Source organism: Mesorhizobium sp. L103C119B0, from assembly GCF_000502235.1.
GTDB lineage: Bacteria > Pseudomonadota > Alphaproteobacteria > Rhizobiales > Rhizobiaceae > Mesorhizobium.
The window spans coordinates 1-25,056 of the sequence record NZ_AYXE01000039.1 but is presented as its reverse complement, the minus strand read 5'-3'; the positions used below and the strand labels follow the sequence as shown (position 1 = coordinate 25,056).

21 protein-coding genes and 4 pseudogenes are annotated in these 25,056 nt (G+C 59.4%); 17 read left to right on the top strand and 8 right to left on the bottom strand.

Going from position 1 to position 25,056, the window contains the following annotated elements; all coding sequences use genetic code 11:
- Positions 1–559 precede the first annotated feature (559 nt).
- Positions 560–652: pseudogene (locus tag X728_RS1000000171930) on the top strand (KTSC domain-containing protein); the annotation flags it as partial.
- Between the two features lie 190 nt (positions 653–842).
- On the opposite strand, the gene X728_RS1000000171195 reads toward X728_RS1000000171930, so the two are convergent.
- On the bottom strand, positions 843–1,142 hold the full coding sequence (locus tag X728_RS1000000171195) for a hypothetical protein (RefSeq protein ID WP_156933917.1): 300 nt from the start codon (positions 1,140–1,142) through the stop codon (positions 843–845).
- Positions 1,143–1,771: 629 nt separating this feature from the next.
- On the opposite strand from X728_RS1000000171195, the gene X728_RS1000000172345 reads away from it, so the two are divergent.
- A complete protein-coding gene (locus X728_RS1000000172345) occupies positions 1,772–1,909 on the top strand; it encodes an SOS response-associated peptidase family protein (protein ID WP_023696775.1) in 138 nt (45 codons plus the stop codon).
- A gap of 54 nt (positions 1,910–1,963) precedes the next feature.
- Here the strand turns inward: X728_RS1000000172345 and X728_RS137450 are convergent, their stop codons facing one another.
- Positions 1,964–2,266, bottom strand: coding sequence for a DUF1330 domain-containing protein (locus tag X728_RS137450; protein ID WP_023670645.1), 303 nt, complete (start codon positions 2,264–2,266; stop codon positions 1,964–1,966).
- A 1,069-nt stretch (positions 2,267–3,335) separates the two neighbouring features.
- On the opposite strand from X728_RS137450, the gene X728_RS1000000170730 reads away from it, so the two are divergent.
- The gene (locus X728_RS1000000170730) at positions 3,336–3,587 is read left to right on the top strand and encodes a hypothetical protein (protein ID WP_031196198.1); all 252 of its coding nucleotides are present in this window, start codon (positions 3,336–3,338) and stop codon (positions 3,585–3,587) included.
- Between the two features lie 97 nt (positions 3,588–3,684).
- On the opposite strand, the gene X728_RS137460 is transcribed toward X728_RS1000000170730, so the two are convergent.
- Positions 3,685–3,909 carry a hypothetical protein gene (locus X728_RS137460; protein ID WP_023736937.1) on the bottom strand — a complete coding sequence of 75 codons (225 nt, stop codon included), beginning with the start codon at positions 3,907–3,909 and terminating at the stop codon, positions 3,685–3,687.
- A 1,054-nt stretch (positions 3,910–4,963) separates the two neighbouring features.
- Between X728_RS137460 and X728_RS137465 the strand changes: the two genes are divergently transcribed.
- The 6 genes from X728_RS137465 (at position 4,964) to X728_RS137480 (ending at position 9,880) form a co-directional block, all read left to right on the top strand.
- Positions 4,964–5,155, top strand: a complete 192-nt coding sequence (locus X728_RS137465) for a hypothetical protein (RefSeq protein WP_023699408.1) — start codon at positions 4,964–4,966, stop codon at positions 5,153–5,155.
- A 511-nt stretch (positions 5,156–5,666) separates the two neighbouring features.
- Positions 5,667–6,086, top strand: a complete 420-nt coding sequence (locus tag X728_RS1000000171925) for a pilus assembly protein TadG-related protein (protein ID WP_245266232.1) — start codon at positions 5,667–5,669, stop codon at positions 6,084–6,086.
- A 557-nt stretch (positions 6,087–6,643) separates the two neighbouring features.
- Positions 6,644–7,144 carry a LuxR C-terminal-related transcriptional regulator gene (locus tag X728_RS0136620; protein WP_348625655.1) on the top strand — a complete coding sequence of 167 codons (501 nt, stop codon included), beginning with the start codon at positions 6,644–6,646 and terminating at the stop codon, positions 7,142–7,144.
- 92 nt (positions 7,145–7,236) lie between these two features.
- On the top strand, positions 7,237–7,869 hold the full coding sequence (locus X728_RS137470; protein WP_023707030.1) for an acyl-homoserine-lactone synthase: 633 nt from the start codon (positions 7,237–7,239) through the stop codon (positions 7,867–7,869).
- 455 nt (positions 7,870–8,324) lie between these two features.
- Positions 8,325–8,735, top strand: a complete 411-nt coding sequence (locus X728_RS137475; protein ID WP_023673629.1) for a DUF2285 domain-containing protein — start codon at positions 8,325–8,327, stop codon at positions 8,733–8,735.
- 170 nt (positions 8,736–8,905) lie between these two features.
- Complete coding sequence (locus X728_RS137480) at positions 8,906–9,880, top strand: hypothetical protein (RefSeq protein ID WP_023708080.1); 975 nt, start codon at positions 8,906–8,908, stop codon at positions 9,878–9,880.
- 538 nt (positions 9,881–10,418) lie between these two features.
- Here X728_RS137480 and X728_RS1000000170725 read toward each other — a convergent pair.
- Positions 10,419–10,682: a helix-turn-helix domain-containing protein gene (locus X728_RS1000000170725; RefSeq protein WP_245266233.1), complete on the bottom strand. Its 264-nt coding sequence runs from the start codon at positions 10,680–10,682 to the stop codon at positions 10,419–10,421.
- Positions 10,667–10,735 (bottom strand): annotated as a pseudogene (locus X728_RS1000000172340) (Crp/Fnr family transcriptional regulator); the annotation flags it as partial. The pseudogene X728_RS1000000172340 and the gene X728_RS1000000170725, both read right to left, overlap by 16 nt.
- Positions 10,736–13,475: 2,740 nt before the next feature.
- On the opposite strand from X728_RS1000000172340, the gene bluB reads away from it, so the two are divergent.
- From bluB to X728_RS1000000169790, 4 genes and pseudogenes are all read left to right on the top strand, one after another.
- Positions 13,476–14,111, top strand: coding sequence for a 5,6-dimethylbenzimidazole synthase (bluB, locus tag X728_RS137495; protein WP_023690605.1), 636 nt, complete (start codon positions 13,476–13,478; stop codon positions 14,109–14,111).
- A gap of 881 nt (positions 14,112–14,992) precedes the next feature.
- Positions 14,993–16,813, top strand: a complete 1,821-nt coding sequence (glmS, locus tag X728_RS137500; protein WP_023818748.1) for a glutamine--fructose-6-phosphate transaminase (isomerizing) — start codon at positions 14,993–14,995, stop codon at positions 16,811–16,813.
- A 449-nt stretch (positions 16,814–17,262) separates the two neighbouring features.
- Positions 17,263–17,517 carry a helix-turn-helix transcriptional regulator gene (locus X728_RS137505; protein ID WP_031197535.1) on the top strand — a complete coding sequence of 85 codons (255 nt, stop codon included), beginning with the start codon at positions 17,263–17,265 and terminating at the stop codon, positions 17,515–17,517.
- A 700-nt stretch (positions 17,518–18,217) separates the two neighbouring features.
- A pseudogene (locus tag X728_RS1000000169790) lies at positions 18,218–18,990 on the top strand (transposase); the annotation flags it as partial.
- A 186-nt stretch (positions 18,991–19,176) separates the two neighbouring features.
- On the opposite strand, the gene X728_RS1000000170720 reads toward X728_RS1000000169790, so the two are convergent.
- Together X728_RS1000000170720 and X728_RS137510 are read right to left on the bottom strand one after the other, a co-directional pair.
- Positions 19,177–19,341: a hypothetical protein gene (locus tag X728_RS1000000170720; protein WP_023833215.1), complete on the bottom strand. Its 165-nt coding sequence runs from the start codon at positions 19,339–19,341 to the stop codon at positions 19,177–19,179.
- A 56-nt stretch (positions 19,342–19,397) separates the two neighbouring features.
- Positions 19,398–19,787, bottom strand: coding sequence for a hypothetical protein (locus tag X728_RS137510; RefSeq protein WP_023833214.1), 390 nt, complete (start codon positions 19,785–19,787; stop codon positions 19,398–19,400).
- Positions 19,788–20,348: 561 nt separating this feature from the next.
- On the opposite strand from X728_RS137510, the gene queC reads away from it, so the two are divergent.
- Genes queC through queE form a run of 3 tightly spaced genes read left to right on the top strand, consistent with a single transcriptional unit; the run spans position 20,349 to position 22,134 of the window.
- Positions 20,349–21,047 carry a 7-cyano-7-deazaguanine synthase QueC gene (gene queC / locus X728_RS137520; protein WP_023697800.1) on the top strand — a complete coding sequence of 233 codons (699 nt, stop codon included), beginning with the start codon at positions 20,349–20,351 and terminating at the stop codon, positions 21,045–21,047.
- A complete protein-coding gene (queD, locus tag X728_RS137525; RefSeq protein WP_023673552.1) occupies positions 21,047–21,403 on the top strand; it encodes a 6-carboxytetrahydropterin synthase QueD in 357 nt (118 codons plus the stop codon). The genes queC and queD overlap by 1 nt, the downstream gene beginning before the upstream one ends.
- Positions 21,400–22,134: a 7-carboxy-7-deazaguanine synthase QueE gene (queE, locus tag X728_RS137530; RefSeq protein WP_023707020.1), complete on the top strand. Its 735-nt coding sequence runs from the start codon at positions 21,400–21,402 to the stop codon at positions 22,132–22,134. The genes queD and queE overlap by 4 nt, the downstream gene beginning before the upstream one ends.
- 236 nt (positions 22,135–22,370) lie before the next feature.
- Here the strand turns inward: queE and hemN are convergent.
- Positions 22,371–23,679: pseudogene (hemN, locus tag X728_RS01000000167420) on the bottom strand (oxygen-independent coproporphyrinogen III oxidase).
- A gap of 152 nt (positions 23,680–23,831) precedes the next feature.
- Between hemN and X728_RS137535 the strand changes: the two are divergent.
- Entirely contained in the window at positions 23,832–24,578 is a 747-nt protein-coding gene (locus X728_RS137535) for a Crp/Fnr family transcriptional regulator (protein ID WP_023708062.1), read from the top strand.
- The last annotated feature ends 478 nt before the right edge of the window (positions 24,579–25,056 follow it).

Genomic DNA, 25,056 nt, shown 5'->3' with positions numbered 1-25,056 from the left:
ACCGATATGGCCAACAAGCCGGTCGACGCCGAGGTCACCGAATGGGCCAACGGCGTGCTTGCCGAGAAGATCGACGAGATGGCTGCCAAGCAGACTCCTGCGGCAACGCCGTAAGGCGGTCACAGCTGAAGCGACCCTAGTCGAACGTGCAAGCCGCCGGGTCACCCCCCCCCGGCGGCAGGGCGACCCGAGCTTGCCACCTTATTCTCCTCTTTGAGGGCGACCCCTAAACAAGCGGAGTTGCTAGCTACCGACGCGTAGGAACAAAAGTGCCGAAATACCGTGTTGAGGAGATGGCAGGCGATGCCGTGACGGCCACCCACACCGTCAACGCGAAAACTCCGATCAGGGCGGCGCGCGAAGCGGCGGAACGAGACGTCATTCTACGCCCGGTCACATCTTCGAATACACTTCAGCCTGTAGGGCGGTCCATACCCGGCTGGCCGCGGCTCACGCTGGTTTCTTGAAACGCACCATGCCGTCGACCTCGATGCGCAAGTTCGACTATTGACCCGGACCAGGGTTCTCTCGGTCTGGTTTTGAGCCAAGGGGGAAGCAATACGATTTCCTGGACGTGCCGCTTGAGGCATTTGTCGCGTTCAAATCTGCCTTCGCCAAGGGCCGCTATTTCAACAATCACATCCGCAACTAACTATGCATTGCGACTCGCCCAAGATCCGACTCGCCCAAGAAAAGGCTGCAGGCTCGTTGGACGATTAAGGGAGGTACTTTCCGAAAAACGGCCCGCGCTGATCGAAGGGCGCCCAGGCCGGACCGTTGCCGCCGGTCGGCAGCGGGAGGCATCCATTCCGGCCGGTGCAAACCGGCCTCTCCCGGCACAATTAGCAACCTTCGGCAGTCGTTTTCATCTGTCCAGGGGCTGCGGACTGGGCACTGGTGTCATCCTGTTGACCAGGAGCGGCCTGCTTGGCACTGCCACTCTGCTGGCCCGGCGCACAGTCCTTCGCTGAGTTCGAATTGGTCGACTTCGTTGTGGTCGAATCCGTGTTGTTATCTGTCGTCGGCATCGTTGTGGTAGTGGAGGAGCCACTCGACGTTGTCCCTGTTGTCCCTGTCGTCCCCGCGAACGCAAGCCCGCTGGAAACAGCCATCATGGCAGTGGCAAAAAGAAGCCGTTTCATTCTTCATCTCCTAATGACAAGTAATGTCCCTTCCATTCGATAACGGGGGATGCGAAGGATCGGTTCCGATGCGACCTTGTGTTAAACCGGCAGCTTTGGGGCGGCCGTTAGCGGACTGGCAGCCTTCAGGCGGCGGATCTTCGGTAGCTGACATTCCGGCTAGCGCGGACATCGCCTTCCCCATGGGCAGAAATTATTCTCCTGGGGCCCGCCCACGTTTCTCTCAAGCCTCCGATTTCATGACCGACAGGTTATCACGATGTGTCTGAAGGTGCAGAAGCTGATCGTGCCCCTTGGTTGTGCAGCCCTTCAGCCGTGGGCCAACCTCCCAACACCCTTGAAAAGGACTTGAAGTCGTCCCGCACCGGAGCGAACGTCTTCGCATGATCGGGATAACACGGCGGTCACGAGACACCTGACGAGTTGAAGGAATGGGAGCGACGCTCCCTGGAAGGCGACTTCTCGCAAATGCCGCGTCCCTTCCGTTGGCGTCAGTCAGCGCGCTTTGCGCATTTCATGAATGGCTATAAGGAGGCGGGCGGTTTGATCAATTCGCTCGTCTGCACCGCAGAATTGCCAGAGATGTCCTGGACGGCCGTTCGCCGTGGTACGGAAGCGCGCGGGACTTTATGGCTCTGGCTGAGGGCGTCCTTGACGACCTGTGCGAAGACAACGCGAGGATGGAGGGCATCAATACAGCACCCGCGTTCCGCGACGCCTTCATGTCCAAACGCTGCCTGATCCCTGCCGACGGCATCTCGCCGTGAGGAAGAAATGACGCTGAGGACGCCAACTGTCGTCGGGTCCGCTGGCTGCATGGGTCACGCCGCAGGCGTTGCAATCCCTTCTAAAGCGATGATCCTGGTGTTAGCGGAACGTTTGCGGATCTCGATCAGCCGGGCGTATTCCGGCGAATTATACCAGCCCATCAATGACGCCATGTCGGGGAATTCGACAATGACCAGTCGGTGTGGATCCCAATCACCTTCCAGAACCTTGGTGGCGCCACCGCGGCCCAGGTACCGCCCACCGTACCGCTCTTCGGTAGCGGGAACGTCCCGCCGATATTCCTCGAACAAGGCAGCGTCTTTTACGTCTACATCCGCTATCAGATAGGCAGCCATCTGTGTTTCCTCCTTAGACCTACCTCGCGCTCCTCGGCTTCGGCGTCGTCGGTCCGCACCCTGTCGACGATCTCCGTGGCGACATCCAGCGCCAGCGCGCTTTTCGATGATTTTGGCGCTGCCACGGCTTTCCTTCTTTCGCATGGTTCGCAAAGATTAGCATGATCGCATGCTCTCGTGTCTGGCGGTCTCCCTCAAAGCGTCATCGACCGCCCTTCAGATGAGACACCGCCGTCTCGACAGGTAGGCTCGGCAGGGTTCGGTTTTTCTTCGGTCCTTTTCATCCAAAACTTGTCGAAAAGCGCGAATGAAAATAGGAAATATGCAACCTGAAAGATGATAAAAATCAGCAAGGTCCATGTAAGGGACTTCCAGAACGAATCCGTTGCTAGGTAAATCCAGGTCGCTACCACGGTCGACATGGCAAACATCCCAATCAGCAATCGCGGAAAAAACAATATGTTCAATGCGCCCCATAGCTGGACCGACCGGTCTCACGTCTACCCCCCAGAAGCACGTAAGGCTTCACTAAATTAGTAATTGCGCGCCAATGGCCAGAACCAAACCTTCCGACCAGCTTTCCCGGGCTGAAATCGACCGCTTCCTGGCAGCAGCCGAAGCGCTGCACAAGAGCATCGTCGGGCCGCTGTGGCGTACCACAGCGAGCATGCCAAGCTCTGTGAGGTCCCTCCACCCCTTTTGAAGGCGGTCGAGAACATCACCGACCATAAGGCAGCCAGACGGCTCCCGCGCGGCTGAGACGGCCCTGTCCCGTTCCTTTGGATGAACTGCGCAAAGGCCATAGGCGATAAGATAGGTATTGCCCTGCGGAATCGGGTGTGATTCTAAACGACGACACACGAATTGCTTCCAGACGACGGTTGGGCCGAGACGATTGAGCTTCTCGGCGGCGAAGATTTGCTTACGCGGAGCGCCCGCGAGACGAAGGCGTTCCTGCGCCCGCGGGGCGTTCGATCGGCGCCCGATCTGTTGCGCCTGACGCGCGGCGGCTTCTCGACCAAATCCATCTGAAGACACCGAACGCGTTCATTTGGACAGCGACCCATACTTGGCCCGCCGGCTCATGCTGGCGGGCTTTTTTGCGTCAGTCGGGAACATCCTCACTCTGAGGCTGTTCGGTCACACCCGGCTCGTTCTTCAGCGATTCCTGCCGGTGACCAAGATGTCCTCTCCACTCGTCATGGTCGGCCCGCGCAGCCTCGAAAAGCAGGCGCGGGGCTCATTCGCCGTCATTGCTGTGTTGTCGGTGCGCAACCGCTTCTTTGAATGCGCGTGCTGCTGCATCGCAAGCGACACGTGAGGAGCCGTTCACGGACAAGATGATTTCGGCTGCCTTCACGGTCAAACCGTGTTTTTCGGCGAACTCTGCGGCTGTGTATGCGAGTTTTGTTTTTTCGCTACTCCGCATTTCTGACTCCATAGATCTCTTGCGCCTCGTGCAAGCTCTGTCGGGCCTGTTGCAGTGATCGATGCAAGTTCGCCAGCAATTCGTCGGCGTCGGCCGTCGGACTGCCTTCGTGATCCAGTAAGCCGACGATAATATCCTGCTTGGAAACGATGCTCTCGTTGTGACCGAGTTGGCCCATAAAATACATGAGCCGGCTCTGTGCCTGTGTGGGCATGGGCCTTCTCCCTGGTCGGGCGAAAGCCTGATGATCGCTCCCAAGCGCCTCGTGCCTGTTCTTTTTTGATTTTTCGAGGCGACGGCAACATTGTGCGCTCGTTAGCAGGCCATGGCAACCGGCCAGGCAATAGCAGCATCCATGGTGCGCCGCCCTGACCGCGCGTGCCAGTCCCCTGGCACCGCTCGGCCGCTACTTTAGTGTTTCTGGTTGACCATCGTGATCGGCGCACCGCATTTTCGCGTTGAGGGACAAACTGGGGATCCTGAATGAAGAAGCCTTATCAGAAGCCTGAAATAACAAGCGCGAGAAGCTCTCGGCCGTAACGGCTGTGTGCACGCCATCAACCTGCACCGATGAGTGAGAACCTTAAGACCGGCGCTTTGCCGAAATTCGCTAGCCAGTTGGCTTCGGCGGCGGGCTTTTCCGCTTCCAGGCGCCGAAACTTATCTTCGCGTTCCTGTCACCACGAGCCATGCGGTTTCCGTGCTCGGTCTCCGCACTTCAGGGTCGCTGAACCCTGCATCTCGCAAGGCAGCAAATGACCTCATCGGCTCGCGAGGTGTAAAAATGTCGGCCGGCATGTTCATCCTGTCCATAAGCGCCTTCGGGAGGAAGCCCAGACGACGCGACCGCCTGGTTCGATGACGCGAGCGAGCTCTGCGGATCCGGCTCTAAGGCTTTGCCAGAAGTACACTGTGTGGACGCTGAGCGCCTTGTCGAATGCTATCCGGCAAGGGCAAGTCCTCGACTAGCCCGACTCGGAACTCGGCTCGTCCGGCGCGCACTGCATCTGTAGCGGGCCACCCATCTGTCAACCTTCCCGACATGGAGTATGCCGAAGAGCTGGCGGCCATCCTGAATGCCAACGACCTAAAGCAGAGGCTATCTCACGGGAGGTTCCCCGGAGGGTTCGCCTAACTGAGGTGTGATTCGCCCGCCTTCGTAATGCCCATCGAGGGTGGTTTGTCCGATCCGAACAAGCATTTGTTATTGAACTTCCGACTACCAGGGTCTTAATCGACTTGCCATTGCTTTTCGTAGGGAGGCTGTGATGGGCAGCGTGGTGCCAATTCGCAAGGCCACGCCTCGCGTGGAACTGGTCGGAGCCAGTGGCGAATGGGTCGTTCGCATCATTGAAACTGACCAGGAAATTACACGCTCATTCGGCCTGGAATCGTTTGCGCTGTCCTTCGCGGCAGGCCAGCGGATACGCCTGCATCTCGACCAGGTTGTGCGGCTTTAGGACTCGCTATGATTGGATAACCTCAGTGCCGGGAGCACGGAGACTTCACCGCAGATCATGCCGAGCAGCGGGATCGACACGAAGCTGTCTCGGTGGTGATCGTGAAATCTTCTGCTCGACAAGCAACACCCATGAGGAGAATGCTTCCGCTGTCCGAACTCACGACCTTGCAATTTGGCGCATTTCGCGAAGCGCGATCGACCCAGGATACGCTTGTGTGCGGATCTAGGACTCTAGTCGAGGCTCACTAGCGGAACAGCCGCTTAGCCATGTGGCTCGCAATCACGGAAGGTCAGTTTGCGACCCAAAGCTCCCGGTCAGAATGCGCCCCCCCTTGGCCGTAGAGATGACGCAGCGTGAAGCACATGCACGTGAGGAGGAATTGCAGCAAACCTTTCGTCTGGGCCGTGGACTTCATCGAATCGGAATGGGTTTTTTAGAAATTCGTTTATCTATTCGTGATTTCTAATAAAATATGGGATCCAGTGCATTCATCCGGTTCTGGCCTGCATTGGTCCGCGCAACACGCGCCAGGAACGGTAACGTTGCCGTCGTCGTTGCCTTCACCTTGCCGGTCGTGGTCGGCGGCGCCGGCCTCGGTATCGAGACGTCCTTCTGGTACTACAGCAGCCTCAAGCTGCAGGCCGTTGCCGATGCCGCGGCCTATGCCGGTGCGCTCGAGAAAGTCGCGGGTTCCGATAACCCGACCATCATCGCCGCCGCCACGCAGTCCGCGACCTCGAACAATTTTGCCACGCCGGGCACGATCCAGGTCAACACGCCGCCATTGTCCGGCCCGAACACCGCGAAGAAGGCAGTGGAGGTCATCGTCAAGCAAAACCTCGATCGCTACTTCACGGCGATTTTCAACCAGGCGCCCGTTGCCGAACAGGCAAGGGCGGTGGCGCTGATCAATGANCCGACTGCCTGATCACGGTCGGCGGCATGGTGCTGAACAATCCAGCGACCACGGTCTGCAAGTCCAACATCACCCGAGCCTTGCCGGCAGCCGATCCTTTCTCCGGCTTGGGGACGCCGACAGCCGGCAACCCTTGCAAGAGTGTCAACGGCAACAAGACGTCGCAAACACTCCAGCCTGGCACCTACTGTAGCGGCATGAGCCTCAGTGGCAACGTCACCCTGCAGCCCGGCGTCTACGTCGTGCAGGGCGGTATGAAGGTCAACGCCAACGCGGTCGTCGCGGGCAGCGGAGTAACCATCTTCATGGCAGGCAGCAACACCGTCAGCATGAACGGCAACGCCAAGGTGACGCTGAGCGCGCCTACCTCCGGAGCCTATTCCGGCGTGCTGTTCTACGGCGACAGGACCGGGACTGCGGCGCAGAGCACCTTCAACGGCACCGCGGCCTCGCTTTTGACCGGCGCCATCTATTTCCCCAGGCAGCAGGNACCCGCGCCCTACGGCGTAACAGAAACGGCCGAGGCTCTAATCGCCGCTGGATGACAGTTCAGTGGCAGGTCACCGGTCATCCTGCGCGGGCTGCAAGGCTGGGATACATTCGATTGGGGTGTGGATCGCGCTCGGCACGGTCTGCCGAATTCGCAGCAACAAATTCTAGAGAGTGCGGCTGAGTTTGGCATCTGCGGCGGCCTGACGATGTCCATGCATGATCATCTCGGCCGGTTTGCTGCCCTGACCTTTGCTTCCGACGAGTCCCGTCCGCCTCTGTTGCGGTCACTGGCACGTTACGAAAAAGCATTGCAGCTGGTGGCCATCAACTTTCATATCCATGTCCGGCGAAGGCTCGCCGATCATCGCGTGGTGGATGGTGTAACGCTCACCCCGCGGGAGTTCGAGTGCCTGAAATGGGCGGCGCGCGGCAAGTCGGCTTGGGATACTAGCCAGCTTCTCGGCGTCTCAAAGCGCACCGTGACCTTTCATCTGGAAAACGCCAAGGCAAAGTTTGGCGTTCGAACGATCAACCAAGCCGTTGCACGAATGGCTGCCTCCGGCCTGACGAGATCCTGATTCTCAGCCACGATACCTGTAAACCTCTACAGGCTGCATCGCTGTCAGCTTTGCCCTTCGATGGCGGGAACACATCCCACATGGAGGCGACCATGATGCAACTGATAGCACCAGACTTTTACAGTGATTTTGCAGGCGAGCTCAAAGAGATGCACGGGCTCAGGTTTCGGGTGTTCAAGGAAAGGCTCGATTGGGAAGTTGATACCGAAGACCAGATGGAATCCGATCCGTTTGATGCTCTCAAGCCTGTCTATCTGCTCCTCAAAGGATCCGACTGGCGAATTCGCGGTTGCGTGCGTCTTTTGCCCAGCACCGGACCCACAATGTTGCGCGACACCTTCCCGGTGCTGCTGGGTGCTGACGTCGTGCCCTCGACCACCGACATATGGGAGAGCAGTCGTTTCGCGCTCGATCTTCCTCCGTCGGCGCCCAAGGCAGCGGGCGGGCTGGCTCAGGCGACCTACGAGCTCTTCGCGGGCATGATCGAGTTCGGCTTGGCCAAGGATCTGACCCGGATCGTAACGGTGACGGACACGCGCATGGAGCGGATCCTCCGCCTTGCTACGTGGCCATTGTCGCGCATCGGAGAACCCAAGTGCGTCGGCAAAACGGAGGCGGTGGCTGGGTTTCTCGAGATTTCCCACGCGAGCCTTTTGCGCATCCGCAGCAGGGGACGTCTGAGCGGACCGGTACTGTGGCAACCGGTTCTAGGCCCGTCAGCATAGCGCCATTGTGGACACCTGTGCCATGAAGGATGCTGGTTTGTCCAAGGAAGCGACGGTCGGCCTTGTATGCTGGCCGGACTGGCGTCGCCAGGACGCTTACCACTACGCCAGACGATTGCCACGCACTGGCTGGGCCTGGGAGTTTCTTCGGCGCAATCCACAATTCCAGCGCGACCACGCCAAAATGGCACCGTCCGCCTGCTTTGTCGGAACCCAGGCCGACATGAAGATAATCGAGTTGACGACAGAATCAGCTTTCCTAAGACAATGGAGCCTCCTTTTTCGCGGACGCGCCACAGTCGGACGCTACATCGGCGAGGGTCTTTTGGGATCCGCGCGATTGCGCCTGTATTCTACGAGCGGCCGCGGAGCCGCTGGGGCTCGACCACGATTTTGAACCGCTTCACCTTTCTTCGCTCTCATGCTGCAAGGACATCCTGCTGACAGCTGCGGGCATGCAGCACGTGCTGCTGAGGGAGAACTGCCGGAGTCTGCAGATCGCCGTTTCCGGTGCCTCCGTACTCCGCCCGTTGCGGCTATATGTCGACGCGATCCTTCAGCCGCAGCACCTCAAGTTCCATGTCGCTGCCCTTCAGTTCCTGAACGACATCAATGATTGCCGCCGCGTGTCAGCTGCTTGCTTTCCGCCGGAACACCGCGGAGCGCGTCTGCGTATTGTACTGCAGGCTTTGGATGGCTCGCTGGCGGGAGCATCTCATCAGGAGGTCGCCATTGCCTTGTTCGGGAGACGCCGTGTCGAAGAAGATTGGCGTCATCCAGGCGGCCATCTTCGCGATCAGGTACGTCGCGCCATCCAACGCGGCCGCTACCTGATGGGCGGCGGCTACAGACAGTTCCTGAGGTAATTGGAGTGGTTGCGATTGTCTTATACGAACGCGCAACCTCCATTTTCTCACTGCAATGGTGCGTTGCACAAAACGTGGCAAGCGCCTAGTTCTTCCGCGGCGAATCGGGTTTCGGCGAAACACCGGGACCCAACTTCGTCGATAAGTGCATTCATGACCTGAGGACCCCGATGACCGTTATGAACTCCGACAAAGCCGGCGCAGCAAGCCTTGAGACAATCGCGCGAAACGGCAGCATGCTGCGTCGCATAGCCGTACGCATTCCGACCTACCTGTCGGATATTCGCGAGAACCCGGCGTGGCTGCCCATGTTCATGTTGGCGCGCACCATGCCGGCACGGAGAATGCACTGGCGTGGTGCAAAGCCGGTCCGAAGGCCGCAAAGAGCCCAGGACACGATGTTTGCCGGTGTCAATTGCCACGACGTTGTCGACGCGCTGCGGATGGATGGGCTTTTTCCCGGCCTTGTCCTGCCTGCAATGGTGGCTGAAGATGTAGCCGCATTCGCCAGGTGCACACCTTGTTTCGGCAATTTCGATCGCCGACTCGAGTTCATGCCGGCGGAGCATGCGGAGGCTGAGGCGCGATTTGGCCGTCCGTTGCTCAGCGGCCATTATTTCGAGCGCATTCTGGGCTGTAAGTCGGCCGTTGCCATCCAAAACGATCCGCTGCTCATGGATATCGCGGCGCACTATCTCGGCGGCCAGGCGACGCTGATCACGACGCGCGTCTGGTGGAGCTTCCCGACCGGCCAGGCGTCGGACGCGGACAAGAACCTGGCTTCGCTCGGCAAATACCACTTCGACCTGGACGACTGGCGGATGCTGAAGTTCTTTTTCTATCTGGTGCCCGTCGACGAGGGGACCGGCCCGCATATCTATGTTCGCGGCAGCCATGATCGCCGCGCCCTCAAGCACCAATTTACGCTTGTCGTCGGCCATCCAGCGCAAGAGATTCTGGACGTCTACGGCAAGCAGAGTCCGGTCACGCTGACCGGCAAGGCCGGTTTCGGTTTCGTCGAGGATCCGTTCGGGTTCCATATGGGCACCGTGCCGTCGCACAGGCCACGGCTGATGATGGAAGTTGGCTTCGGCGTTTCTCCTCCATCGCGCCGCCGCTTCCATGGCGAGCCTGTGATCCGCTGATTTCGAAAAGTCCCGAAACAGCCTTCCCGTTGTGAGGGAAGATAAGGCTATGCCGCCAATCGATCTGTTCCGGGCCAAAAGCGGTTGTCTGCATATGCCCTGAACTTGGCTGGTGCAATGAGTCTCGCCATTGCTCCAGCCAGCGCATCAGTGCCTGTTTAATCGAGGTTAGATGGCAGTGCGCCCAAGAGATCCTCCTCGATATCGCCTGCCGCGCGAAGCCTCAGATGCTCTTCGAAAACCTCCTTTACGGACCGAGTCGTCTCGGGTCTCCTTTGAGTGGCCGGAAGGTGGTGCACAGCCGTATCGTGCTTCGGGATCCTGAACGAAGGCGAGGGGCGGTTTGTTCCTCGCGCGGCGCATGCAGCGGTGCCGGCATGACAGCTTCGTCGTGGATCCCGATGCTCGGCAACGTCGGCGGTGAAGGCTCTGTCTAGGCGGCTTACGTGACTCCAATGCAGGAGATCGACCATCTCCTGTTCGAGCACATTCGTTGGCGATCACCGTCGCGGCGCTACGGACGCCGCGGCGCCTGCGATCAATGCAGTTTGCCGACTAGCCGAGCGTATTCGGCTTCAGCCCTGCCATATGACCCATCTGCCAGCGCAATTAGACGCGCGCGATCAAGAATGACTACCTCTCCTCGCATTGAGCGTATCAGACCTTGGCCCTCCAAGGTTTGCAGCGCTATGGTGACGCCGGGCCGCCTGACACCGAGCATAACTGATNTATCAGACCTTGGCCCTCCAAGGTTTGCAGCGCTATGGTGACGCCGGGCCGCCTGACACCGAGCATAACTGATAAGAACTCGTGCGTAATCGCAAAGCTGTTCCCGTCGACGCGATCATCACACATCACCAGCCATCTTGAGAGCCTGTCGACTATGTTCATCCGGGCATTGCTGAGCGCGGTGAAGCTTGCCTGGAGGTGAAAGTAGTGAACGTAGCGGAGCANCGACTATGTTCATCCGGGCATTGCTGAGCGCGGTGAAGCTTGCCTGGAGGTGAAAGTAGTGAACGTAGCGGAGCAGAAAACTTCGCAGGGTTGGGCTTGTCAAAAGCGCCTTGGTGAAGAGGCCCGCATCGATAACAAAGGCTCGGGCCTCTAATTGGACGTAACAATCGTGCGTTGACCGGTCATCGCCCATAATAAGCGCTGAGCCGGTCATACCCTCACAACCTATGATTCCGATCTCAGCTTCAATACCAGGCCGCAGTTCGCCCACCACTGACCCGAGACCGCTCTCGAAGAAGTACACGGTTCTGATTGGAGACCCCGCCACTTCGAGATGCGTCTTCAGTCCAAGGGAGACGCTTTCCAAATGAGGTTGCAGCAAGGCCAAATCTGCCGAGCACATTCGAAGCAGCAGCGAATTGCGATAGATGGAATTTTGGCGGGTGTCGCATTGCGCGGCAGTGTGAGTTCGTGAACTGGAGTCTGTCATAGCTCCCTCTCCCTATTGGGGCGGAAGCATGTTGATCGCTCACAGCCGACGGACGCCCTTAGAGTTGCCGTCGATGGCACACTGTATGCCTGCCGACCGCGGTTGTCCCATTTTTTAATCAATTACGTTAATCGGCCCGAGCCAAGCTTTGGCGCACCCGCTCTAACGCGGCATTCAGATGCTCCAGAAATTCGTCATCGCTTTTGGTCGCCAAGCCGACTTGTCGAGCGCGAGTTACAATGCGCTCCTGGAGTGAAACCGCTGTCTCATAGTGGTCCACGATCATCTGAAATGAAGCGCTCATTGGGGCGGATTCAAAGAGCTGTGCCATTCTGGCAATGTAGTTCCAAGATGATGAGAGTCCATGCGGCCGCCGCTTGGGTAACAATCGTACAATATACCTAAGACTGGCCGCGCTCTTTGGTTATCCTCCCAGAAATCCGTAGCCTCGCGAGGCGCAGCTTCTCTTCGCCCTCCGACCTCGTGACCGGCGGACCAGTCCCGGCTTCAGCCATTCGGCCTTGTTCTTCTTATGCTCCTTCGGGACCGGGCCGCCGACCTCGCCCTGCACACGATTCCACAGCGTTTGCCTCTTGTAGGCCTTGAAGGCTACTATCGGCCGCCCTTGTAGGGCCGCTTTCAGCCATGATCACCTCGGGGCGCTGAACGAAGCGCGTGCTTGTCGACTCTGTCGGTCGTCGCAGACGCTTACGGAGGCCTCACCGCAGAGGGCGATGCGAACTCCGGCTCGACGACGGCTGTCAAATCAGACTGCTGTGGATGCACTACCAGCGATCGGTACTAGGATTCTCGACCTCGGTAATAAGCTGGTCTGTACGGCTAGCGACCTTCCTGCCTAGCAATATCAAAAGTCAAACCCCGCCGAAGATGCATATGCCTGGCAGCACGCGTCGGTCTTTGGCCACGCATCTGCCAAACCGAAATCAAGTAGCCCGCCATCGTGCGCCCTCAACGCGATCTTGATCATTGCAGTGGGGCAATAACTTATCTCTTTGGAGCTTGGTGGTGATATATAGGCGCCCAAGCCAGCGCTAATATTGCATGGAGCTAAAACGCCCGCTAAGATTTCTTGGGTGTTAGCTGGCGGGTGTTTGATGCGGTTTCATCGTCTAGGCGCGGTCGCTCTGGGTCTGGCGTCCTTCATCAGCAGCGCTCATGGCCAAGAATCCTGCGACCCTAACTACACAGGCGCCTGTGTTCCAATCGCCAGCGATGTCGACTGTTCCTCCGGAAAGGGCAATGGTCCCGCATACGTACACGGGCCGGTCTCTGTCGTAGGCACCGATATCTATGATCTTGACCGAGACGGCGACGGAATAGGTTGCGAAAACGGCTAGAGGAGGCAAGTCGCCCTCCAACTTCATGACGGCACCAGCCCATCCATGGTGCCGGCATGGTCCCACTGATGCTCTCTCCTTGTGAACGGCATCCAATCTTTTCGGCGGGCTTGAACAGCGGCCACCTTTGGCGGCTATCGAGGGGCTGATGATAGATTCCATTCCAGCTCTTTCTAATGTGTCGTCCGAACAGTGAACGAAAGTAGAACAGATAATTCAAGCGCGAATTGACTGTGAGAGGGATGAGCTGCAATTTGGGTCAGGCCTGACGCTGGTGGAAGACGAAATTGCGGTGGCGACTGGAAGCTCAGCGATGCCCCAAATGAAACTGGGCAGCTGGTGCTGTCCGCTGCGGCGCTATGATGTCAGACGATGGTATCGGCCGAATGACCTGGGGAATCTTCGGGGACGTCGAGGCCGACGTGGTCGGAAGCAAACTGAGTTGCAGGCGGTGCGGCAGGACGAGTATATGCAAGCTGAGACGCCTGTCGCAGTCTCCGCGTTCCAGGCCGACGTTCTCCGCATTCCGAGGCCTGGTGAGCGATACGGGTGCGCCTGAGTGTCAATGGCGCATCTATCAACGGCCTGGTACGCGATTCACGCCGTGCGAGCTGATCGAAACGGGCTTGGTCGATTGCATCGTAATAGCGCCGCCCACAGGAAACATTTTTCTATCGTTTGCGGTTGGGGCCGCATGACGCGATTGTCGGACGCAACAAGCCAGCTTGGCAATGGGCAGTAGGCTGTCCACACTGTACTCCCTAGTGTCCAATACATACCTAACGAGACCGCCATGCCGTCACCTCCAGATTTCACCGACGATTTTCGCTCCGGGCTGATCACGCTGCTGCGCTGGCGCAGGGATGTGCGGCGCTTCGAGCCGACGGCTCTGCCGGAGGGTACGCTGGAACGCCTGCTCGAGCTCGCCAGCACTGCGCCCTCCGTTGGCCTCAGCCAGCCCTGGCGCTTCGTAGTCGTCGACAGCCTCAAGCGGCGCACTGCCGTGAGAGACTGCTTCGAGCGCTGCAATGCCGAGGCGCTCACGCGCTTTTCGGGAGAGCGCGCCGCACTCTATGCCCGGCTGAAGCTTGCCGGGCTCGACGAGGCGCCCTGTCAGTTCGCGGTCTTCGCCGACCGCACGACCCGGCAAGGCCATGGGCTCGGTCGCATGACCATGGCGGCGACCATCGACTATTCGGCCGTCATGGCAGTGCACACACTGTGGGTGGCGGCGCGGGCGGAGGGCATCGGCATGGGCTGGGTGTCGATCCTCGATGCGACCGAGATGGCCGAAATTCTCGACACGCCGCCCGAATGGACGCTGATCGGCTATTTCTGCCTCGGCTATGCCAGCGAGGAGCACGACATACCGACCTTGGAACGCGAATGCTGGGAACATCGGCGGCCGCCGGTGGTGATCAGGCGGTAGTGGGGCTGCCCATCATTCGCCTCTTCCTTGGCGATGAGCTTGACGCAGATCGGGTCGCCCTTCGCCACATTGCCATTCCGACCGAAGCCGAGGTTCGTGTTCTTGCAAAGGCCAGGAAAGAGCAGCATGACAAGCGCGACCGCAGCGAAGATGGCGCTTGCGACAACCGGGCTGAAGCCGGGCATGGAGGTGGTCGACCTCTGTTGCGGGGCGGCTGTGCCGATCGCCACGATCGCCCGCCATGTCGTCGCACTACGCCGACCAACTGGAGGCCGCGCAGCGCCGGCTGACCGGCGCCGGCGCGACCAATTGCGAATTCGTCGCCGGCTACGCGCTACGAACTCGCTACTCTGGTGTCACGCCCCGTCGAGTCTTCACGGCCAACGCCTCGACGGCGTCCCGGACCGACCGCGGCTGGCACGTGCCGTGCGCGAGGCGCTCGCCCCCGGCGGACATTTGTTATCGTCAACTGACACCGGCAGCCGCGCGAGACGACGACGGTCCTGAAGCGAACTCAGGCTGTCGCCAAGACAGACCATCGCCGATGCCCAAGTCGGCGGCACCATGCTCCTAGATGCCGACTGCCTGACAAGGGGTCGCAGGCCCGTCGTCCGTCCACCGTCTAAGGCCTCCTGGCCTTTCCGAGGCCGTGATCCTGCCGCGGGTGTGAGTTTGCGATCCTCATAAGAGCGTCAGGCGCGAATAGAAGTTTGGGTCGTGGCTCCACAGCGGCCGACCTATCCATCGGGTGGATGGTAGTTATCACAACAATCAATTTTACCAATATTATGGAATTCTACTACAAGGCCGCCACTTAAAGCGGCCGGACGGGTATCCGTCTCGCGTGGGCTGGTGCTGCCCGCAAAGATGCGGAGACGAACATGTGCGGGATTGTTGGCATCGTTGGGCAACAGCCGGTGTCGGATCGGTTGATCGGCGCGTTGAAGGGTTTGGAATATCGCGGCTATGATTCCGCCGGCGTTGCGACGATCATCGAGGGTGCCTTGCACCGCCGGCGCGCCGAGGGCAAGCTCGTCAATCTCCAGACGCGACTGAAGGAAGAGCCGCTGAGCGGCAACGTCGGCATCGGCCACACGCGTTGGGCAACCCACGGGGCCTCGACCGAACGCAATGCGCACCCGCACTTTAGCGACGGTGTCGCCGTAGTCCATAACGGCATCATCGAGAATTTCACCGAGCTGAAGGACGAATTGGCGGCGGATGGCGCCGAGTTCCAGACCGACACCGACACCGAGGTCGTTGGGCATCTCTTGGCAAGATACCGCCGAGAGGGCATGAGGCCGCAAGAGGCCACGCGTGCCATGCTGAAACGCGTCAAGGGCGCTTATGCGCTTGCCATCCTCTTCGAAGATGAACCGTCGACCATCACGGCGGCGCGCAACGGACCACCGCTCGCGATCGGTCACGGCGACGGCGAGATGTTCCTGGGCTCCGACGCGATCGCCCTTGCTCCCTTCACCAATGAAATTACCTATCTCATCGACGGCGACTGGGCCGTTGTCGGCAATTCGGGCGCCCATATCTTCGATGTCGACGGCCGTCCCGTCGAGCGTCCGCGCCATATCTCCACGGCCGCGGCCGATCTGGCCAACAAGGGCAACCATCGCCACTTCATGGAGAAGGAGATTTACGAGCAGCCCGAGGTCATCGCCCATGCTCTCCGTCATTACATTAACATCATAGACAGTCGCGACATGGTTCCTGGCATTGATTTCGCCAAGGTCCCGAGCTTGGCGATCTCTGCCTGCGGGACCGCCTATTTCGCCGGACTGATCGGAAAATACTGGTTCGAGCGCTATGCGCGCCTGACGGTTGAAATCGACGTTGCGTCCGAATTCCGTTACCGCGAGATCCCGTTGCCGCCGCAGTCGGCGGCTCTTTTCATCTCGCAGTCCGGCGAAACCGCCGATACGCTTGCGTCATTGAGGTACTGCAAGGAGCGTGGGCTGAAAATTGGCGCTATCGTCAATGCCTGCGAATCGACCATCGCTCGGGAGGCCGATACGGTTTTCCCGATCCTTGCCGGACCGGAGATCGGCGTCGCCTCTACCAAGGCTTTTACCTGCCAGCTTGCCGTTCTAGCAGCACTCGCCATCGGCGCGGCCAGAGCCCGCGGGACCGTCCCCGAACACGAGCTGCAGGCGCTCGTCAGGAGCCTCGCCGAATTGCCGCGCGTGATGGGCCACGTACTCGAGTGCATCCAGCCGGAAATCGAGTTCTTGTCGCGCGAACTGTCAAAGTGTCGTGACGTCCTGTATCTCGGCCGTGGCACCAGTTTCCCGCTAGCGATGGAAGGTGCGCTGAAGCTCAAGGAGATTTCCTACATCCATGCCGAGGGCTATGCAGCGGGTGAATTGAAGCACGGGCCGATCGCCTTGATAGACGAGAACATGCCGGTGATCGTCATCGCGCCCCATGACCGTCTTTTCGACAAGACCGTTTCCAACATGCAGGAAGTGGCTGCCCGTGGAGGGCGGATTATCCTCATCACCGATGAAAAAGGGGCAGCCGTATCGAAACTCGAAACCATGCACACGCTCGTGCTGCCGGTTGTCGACGAGATTATCGCGCCAATGATCTTCTCGCTCCCGATACAGCTTCTAGCCTACCACACGGCGCTCTTCATGGGGACGGATGTAGACCAGCCGCGCAATCTCGCAAAATCGGTCACCGTCGAATGATTGTGAACCTGTACAGGTGGCGATGCGCCTCCAGGAAAGCGGTACCCCTTGTCTGGATCCGAAGCCCGGATGAAACCAGATGACCATTGTTTGCTGCAATTGCGAAACTCGGTAACGGTTACGAGCGGGTCTTTCGCTGCCTCGCCGGTGGAGATTGGCCGAAGGAAGCAGTGTCCTGCCGAAAGTTCGAGTTGCTGTTCAAGAAAGCCATCGGCGAGAATGGTCCACGAAGGATAGCAGGTCGCATGCGCTACGCCGACCAGGCTCTCAGCACGGGCAGTCTTGATATTTGATCAGAAGCAGGTGAGCCGCCATATTCCGGCCCGGCCAATTCAGCGGCCCATCCCATGCATGAGGCCGGTTCGGCCGAATGGACGACCATTTTTTATTTGCTAAGTGTGCGCCTCGGGAGGAATCTCTGAGGGAGCTCCCAGTTCTTGGAGATGTTTATGAAGGATTCGCGCATTCCCGAACCAGTCTTGACCGCTATGTCCCAGGGAACCCACATCGTCCGCGCTTATCGCGAGCACCTTGGATATTCGATCGACGACCTGGCCGTCGCGTGCGGGCTGGCCGCTGAGGAAATCCAAAACATCGAGCGAGGTCTGAGGTACAGCAAGGGCTATCGGGATCGGATAGCGAAATCGCTTTCCATACCTGTGGGAATTCTTGAGTCGGAGTTGGACATTTCGGACGCCGCCTGAACAGTCGGATGATCTGCAATGGGTGGACTAGCTGTTGTGATGTGAAGCTTGCGGCTGATGTCGACGCTTGATTCGATTGATGCGATGCCTTCTGGCGCAGCTCGCCGAACAACAAAGCGATATAGCCGCCCGGAGTGCTACGAAACGTGCACGACGGCATCGGCTCGCGACGAAGGACTAACGGCGAACTCTTCCTAGTTCGGCAAGGCGATGCTGGCTTGAGCATCAACTCGGCCTACGAGAGTGGCTACTCCTAGGCTGAATCGTCCACCATGGCGAAGTCGCGCCGCTCTGAAAGTAACATGGCGGGCATCCTGACGTTTCCGGGTTGACTATGGGCGTTCGAACCAGGAAAAGGGGCCGCTCTTCGTGAGTGGCGTGCGCCGGCAGTCTGACCCCCAAGCCCCCCGCCCAGGCTGCCGGCGCGCTTCTAGAAAGATCGAAGTAGGGACTCGCTTGCGCTCTGCCCGCTGACACCTTGTGGTTCCTCCTGCGGGTCCAGCGGACCACCTTGGGTGTCGCCAGTTCTGGTGGTCACGCGCCTCCATCTGCGATCTCGTGTCAGTGAGTGCACCGCAAGCACCCTCTCTGCCAGCCTGAAAAATTCATGTGGGTTGGTGGATGTGGCGCAAGCCCGTTGAAATGACGTAGGATTTGGTTGCTTAAGCCGATCCGAAATTTCCCGGAGACCACACCTACCATGAACGATCTTGCGCTGCCGCTGAGCGGTTTTTAGTCGGCGGCAAGTCCGTCGTCGCCCGTTTCGACGGCGGCATGCTGTCGTCCACAGCGGCGTTCTGGCCTAGGCCGAGGTGGAAAAGCGGTTGCGGGTGGCCGAGCGTCTGGCGCGTTGCATCGACGATCCGCGCTGCCCGGACCAGGTCGTCCACAGCCTGGCGGACATGATCGNCGGGCGATGGTCGATCTCTATTGCGCCTCGTTCCGGCAAGTGCCGAAGCGGATCGTACTCGACATTGACGACACCTTCGACGCTGTGCACGGAGGCCAACAGCTTCGCCTGTTCAATGCCCACCATACGAGTACGGCTTCCAGCCGATCGTCGTGTTCGATGGTGCGGGACGGTTCGTCAGCGCGATCCTGCGACCGGCCAAGCGGCCGAGTGGGGCTGAGATCCGCCCCCACCTGCGCCGTCTGGTGCGGGCGATCCAGATCAACTGGCCGAACATTCGAATCCTGCTCCGCGGCGATAGCCCTTATTGCAACCCGCAGGTCATCGACTGGTGCCGCGCCAACGACGTCGACTTCATCTTTGGCCTCGCGCCCACCACGACCCTGCACAAGCATGTCGCGGATCTGGAGGCCAGCACGACCGCGCGCTTCGAAGCGTCGGCCAAGACAGGCAAGGTCCGCAGGTTCAAGAAGTTCGTTGACGGCGCCGCTAGTTGGAGCCGCGTCGAGCGCATCATCGCGCGGGTCGAGGTCGGCGCCCACGGTGGCGATATCCGCTTCGTCCCCCGCCTGCCATCACGCCGGAGCAATCCCGGCGCCTGACGAGGCGCGTGGAAAAGCACCGCAACGGCGACCACAGCGTCGCTTCAGGCCGTCAAAAGCTTATCGCCGTGCATCAAGGCGGCTAGATGGCAACGAGGCTTATGCCGCCCGAGCATCGCAGCTAAGTATGCATGAGGGGTCGTCCCTTCAAAATACTTGATACATTTGCGCTTGCGTAGCTCCTTGCATACGCTCGATGCCAGGAGGAGACCTCTGTTCTAAACGCTGGCATCGATGCAACGCCGTTGACACCATCATCGCGGCGACCGCTTTGCCGCGGCCGCCGCAGCCCTTTTCGAGCATGACGATCATGCCGGCGCCATCGCAGTGATGCACTTGCAAATTCAGAGATGCACTCTGGCCAAATGCTAGGTGCCCAGCATATGTCCGGCATCCCGCAACGCCTCTACGAAGAGACGGGCATTGCCGTTGGCATCCATCTTGGCCTGCATCGACAGGGGCATCCTGTGCCAGCTCTCCAAGGCCGCAATGTAATGTGAGAACATACCGTTAACGATGCAATAGTGGGTAACTAGGCCGTGTCCGTCTAACGCCAGCACGCCGAATTGGCCGCCGTGATATCGGATGGCTGCGACCCGCTGGACCTGCGCGTCACCGTCGATCCGCACGTTGAAAAGCAGGCTGCCGCGGCTCCTGGTGGCTATCTCGGCGGCTTTTTCAGCGAAGCTCAACGAGAGCGAGCGGACGCTTTCGACTGCCATCTGTAAAACCATCAAGTTCAGTTCATCCACTGCCATAAGGTACCTGTGCGCAAGACATGGGTGATTGCAATCGACCACACCGCTTGTTCACAGATGTCGGCTCACGACCGGTTATTCAGGGTTCGCCGGTTATCCATTGAGGGCGTGCTCATCAAAATGATCCTGACGTGGAATGCGCTGCATCTACGAAGCGCGAGGAGCAGGCCAGCCAAAGCTGTCGCGACAATTGATCTCATAATCCACCCCGATATCTGGATTTCGGCATCGCTGAACATCCCTGGTAAGTGAGCTGTTTGCGGCAAGCCCATCTCGGCTTTGTACTCCGAAACCGTTGCAATGGCGTCGCTCGGCGCTCGGGACCGACAGGCTCTGCTCGTCGAGAACTTTGTCCCCGAGAAGCGTTCGACTTTGAGCATTCCGCTGAAGGGTGACGTCTCGCCAGTCCGTGTCCTTGCAGCTCACCGCGATGGCTTTTTGCGCATCGCACGCAAGCGCACGAATTGGTCTCCGTTCACTTCACAAAATGGTTTTCCTGAAGTACTGGAGCGCAGAGAAATCTCCGGTCGCAGCCTACCCGGTTAAAACAAGGACCCAACGATGAAGACTCTCGTCGTCTGCTCCGGCGGATTGGATTCCGTTACTCTTGCCCACAAGGTGGCAGCGGAGCACCAGCTGACCGGCCTGCTATCGTTCGATTACGGCCAACGGCATAGGAAGGAATTGGGCTTCGCCACCCTTTGCGCGGAGCGCCTGAGTGTCCCGCAGCGAATCATCGATATCCACGAGATCGGCGGCGACCTTTCCGGCTCCGCGCTGACCGACAATGTGGACGTGCCCGACGGGCACTATGCCGAAGACACGATGAAGATAACGGTGGTGCCCAACCGGAACGCCATCATGTTGGCCATTGCCTTCGGCCTCGCCGCAGCGCAAGACGCTGACGCAGTGGCGACGGCCGTGCATGGTGGGGATCACGTTGTCTATCCCGATTGCCGTCCGGCCTTCATCGACGCTTTCCAGATGATGCAGGACCACGCGCTCGACGGCTACGCGCAGATTCGCCTTTATGCACCCTATGTGAACCTGACGAAGGCGGACATTGTTACGGATGGAGCCACATACGGCACGCCGTTTGCGCAGACCTGGTCCTGTTATAAGGGCGCCGAGCGTCATTGCGGGAGGTGCGGGACCTGCGTCGAGCGGCGTGAGGCGTTTCACATCGCTGGGCACCCGGACCCAACCGAGTATGAGGACTCCGACTTCTGGCTCGGAGCGCTGCGAAGGACCACCGCGTAATGTTCCGCATCACCAAGGAATTCCACTTCTCAGCCTCGCATCAGCTCACCTCATTGCCACCCGATCACCAATGCGCGCGCCTGCACGGACATAACTACATCGTCGAAGTGGAGCTTTCAGCGGATGGACTGGACGATCACGGCTTCGTGCGCGACTACCACGACTTGGCGCCATTCAAACGCTACATCGACGAGAGCTTCGACCACCGGCATCTCAACGACGTGCTGGGACACGAGCAAGTCACGGCGGAATATCTGGCCAGACATTTCTACGACTGGTGCAAGGCACGTCTGAGCGAAACCGCGGCCGTGCGGGTGAGCGAAACGCCGAAAACCTGGGCGGAATACCGGCCATGACGAATACTCATCCCGCAATCCGCGTTAGCGAGATTTTCGGGCCGACGATCCAGGGCGAGGGCGTGCTCATAGGTTTGCCGACGATCTTCGTCAGAACCGGCGGGTGTGACTATCGCTGTTCCTGGTGCGACAGCCTCCATGCTGTGGACAATCAATTCCGGCATGAATGGGAGATGATGTCCGTTGGGGCGGTGTGGAAAAATGTGCTTGCCCTTTCCGGTGGCCGCCCGCTGATGGTGTCGCTATCAGGCGGCAATCCGGCCATCCAGCCGCTCGGCGCGCTCATCGACCGGGGCCATGGTGACGGTTACCGTTTTGCGCTGGAAACCCAAGGGTCTCTTGCCAGGGACTGGTTTGCGCAGCTTGACGTGCTGATCCTCAGCCCAAAGCCGCCGTCAAGCCGAATGACGACAGATTGGGCCGCTGTCGAGGCGTGCCTCCAGGCGGCACAAGGCAAGCCCCAAGTCGTGCTCAAGCTCATTGTTTTCGACGAAAGGGACTACACCTACGCGAAAGACGCCGCTGCGCAATTTCCGCAACTTCCGATCTATCTGCAGCCCGGCAATCACACGCCGCCACACCCCACAAATGATGACGCGCCTGTCGACCTTGACGGAATATTGAAGCGCATGGAGTGGCTGGTTGACAGCGTGACCCGCGACAGATGGTTCGAGGCCCGCGTGCTGCCGCAGCTGCACGTTGTGCTCTGGGGTAACAAGAGAGCCGTCTAGCCCAGGCCCTTTCCACTGGAACTGCGCCGGCAGAATTCGGGTGAACGGGTGGTTCAGGTCGAAGGGAGCTGTCGCCGACAACCATGATCCGACAGGCAGGGCTCGAGCGGACGATATCGTCGCTGCGCCAAGACGCGTCTGGTCCGCTCAGAATCTTGTCTCGATAGACGGTCGCCGATCAACAAACGTACCGCGGTCCATGATCGACTGAGAGGCATGACCGTTCCTCTGAGTGCTCAGACTGCCGCCGAGTGCCTGGCCGTTCCAGCTTCGAAATATTTGTCGAACCTGGCCGCGATGCTTCGGACGAAAGGGCGACTTTCAGCCGGCACAACGAATCTGTCGCCATCAAGTTCAAGCAATCGAACCGGATCGTGGAGGGCCATGGAACTTGACTGAAGGAGGAGCCTCTGGCCGGCCTCGCCGAAGCGTTCCACCAGATCGATGGCCGAGAAGGCGAAGTCGCACATCAAACGTTCGATGATCCAGCCGCGAACGCGGTCGTCGTTGGAAAGTGCGATACCCCGAACAGCGGCCAGTCCACCGTCATCAACCATGCGTCTATATTCGCTGGTTGAAGGCATGTTCTGCGCATAGCCTTGCCGAAACTGGCTAATGGATGACGGGCCGAGCCCGATCAAGATTTCGCAGCAATCGTCCGTGTAGCCCTGAAAGTTCCGGTGCAAAGTCCCGGTGTGTGCCGCAATCGCCAGCGCATCGCCTGGTTTGGCGAAATGGTCGAGCCCGATTGCCTCGTATCCATTGTCTACAATCGCCTGTGCAGCCAGTTGCGACTGGGCAAAGCGCTCCGCNGGACCCGGCAACCAGGCCTCGTCGATCATCGTCTGATGTTTCTTGAACCACGGTACATGCGCGTAGCCAAACAGTGCGATCCGATCCGGTTCCAGGGTCAGTGCCTGCGTGACCGTAGAAGCGACGCTTTCCCTGGTCTGGTGCGGCAGACCATAGAGCAGGTCCAGATTGACGGATTCGACGCCGCGCGAACGAACGCCGTCGACGACCGTCTTGGTCTGCAGGAAGCTCTGCTCGCGGTTGATCGCCTTTTGCACCTTCGGATCGAAATCCTGAACGCCGAGGCTCGCACGGGTCATGCCGATTTCGGCAAGCGCATCGAGGCGGGCATCGTCCATATCGTTGGGTTCGATTTCAACGCTGATCTTGGCGCCGGGAAGAAAGCCGAAGCTGTTGCGCAGGGCGGTTCCCAGCGCCACCGTATCTTCGGGCTTGAGCATCGTCGGCGAACCACCGCCGAAATGGACGGCACGCACACGACCTTTGCCTGCAACAAGACCGGCGACGGTNTTCGTAATGGCGTGTCTGCTTGGTATGGCAGGCACAGAACCAGCAAAGCTTGTCGCAGTATGGGATGTGCAGATAGAGCGAGATTTCGTCGCCCTCGTCGAGCCCCTGTAGCCAGCCACGACAAACGGTAGCGTCAACGCTTGCATTGAAATGCGGCGCGGTCGGGTAGCTCGTGTAGCGCGGGACGTTCTCGCCAAATCTGGCAACTAGCTTTTGTCGCATGTCGTGGTCCACCGTGTTTGCCTCGCCCGAACTGTGGATGCTTGGATGAGCCTAAGCCCTGATTTCGATCAACCTTCAGCACGGACAAACTGCCGCAAGGATTTTTCTACCGTGGATGCTATCCTGCCCGCACGGAGCGGTAGAGCGATCGAATGACATTACGGCAGGATATTCACAGTTCCGGCATCCCCGTTCTTTGCCTGTCTTGCGAGGCACGGCGCCGCGGTGTCTGTGGCGCGCTAGAGCCAGACCATTTGGCTCAGCTCGCCAAGACGTCGTCGCGGCACAATATCGAGCCGGGGGTCGAACTGATCGGCGACGCCGAGGCGGTCGACTGTTATTCGAACGTGCTTTCAGGCGTGGTGAAGCTCACGAAGAGCCTGTCAGATGGACGCCAACAGATTGTCGGCCTGCAGTTCGCCCCGGATTTTCTGGGTCGGCCCTTCAAGATGAAAAGTGCGATTAATGCGGAAGCGGCAACAGCTGTCTCGCTATGCTCGTTTCCCAGAGCGGCCATCGAACGGATGATGAAGCAGTCACCTGAATTTGTGCATCGCCTGCTCAAGCAGGCGCTGAACGAACTTGACGAGGCACGCGAATGGATGGTGACTCTGGGGCGCAAGACCGCACCAGAGAAGGTGGCGAGCTTTCTCCTCATGATTGCCCGGAACATCGACTCCAATGTTGACCCGACGGCTAGCTCGACGTGCTTCGAGCTGCCGATGACGCGTGCCGACATTTCTGATTTCCTTGGAATCACAAACGAGACCGTGAGCCGTCAGCTGACCAGCCTGAGAATGGACGGCGTGATTCGGATCGAGAACAACCGCCGCGTCACCGTGGACAGCATGAGCCGGCTGGAACGGCGCTGCGGCGGCCGAGGCGCTACAGCCGTTTGAATGACGCAGAAGCTGCATGGCCCCCGTCACTTACTTCATTCGGGGCAGGGCATGCTCGCGTTGGGCTCAGAAGAAGTCGCGTAGCGACAGCCCGTTCTCCATCCGATCGTATGCGCCAGTTGCCTTTCGGCTCGTCGGCGAAGCATCCACACTTGGCCGAAGTCAATACGCCTCATCCGCAGGGGAAAATCGCCGTCTCCCCAAGCCATGAATGTCACGACGGCAGCGTAACGCTGGCGCTGGCTGTTCCAAGGCATTGAACGCGGGGTTCGGTAAGGCGTCGACCTGCTTTCCAGCGTCGCAGAAGGTGCGCTCCCCCACACGCCCGCGGTCGCCTCCGCACCCGGGGCCCGACCGGGGACGCCAGGCCCCATCCATAAACGGGCGGCCGGTGGTGCGGGTAGTGTGCTGAGAGTTCTGCAAATTCGCTGAGAGGGGGCGGTCATGGCAGGCTGGTGATTGTTCACGTCACCTGATT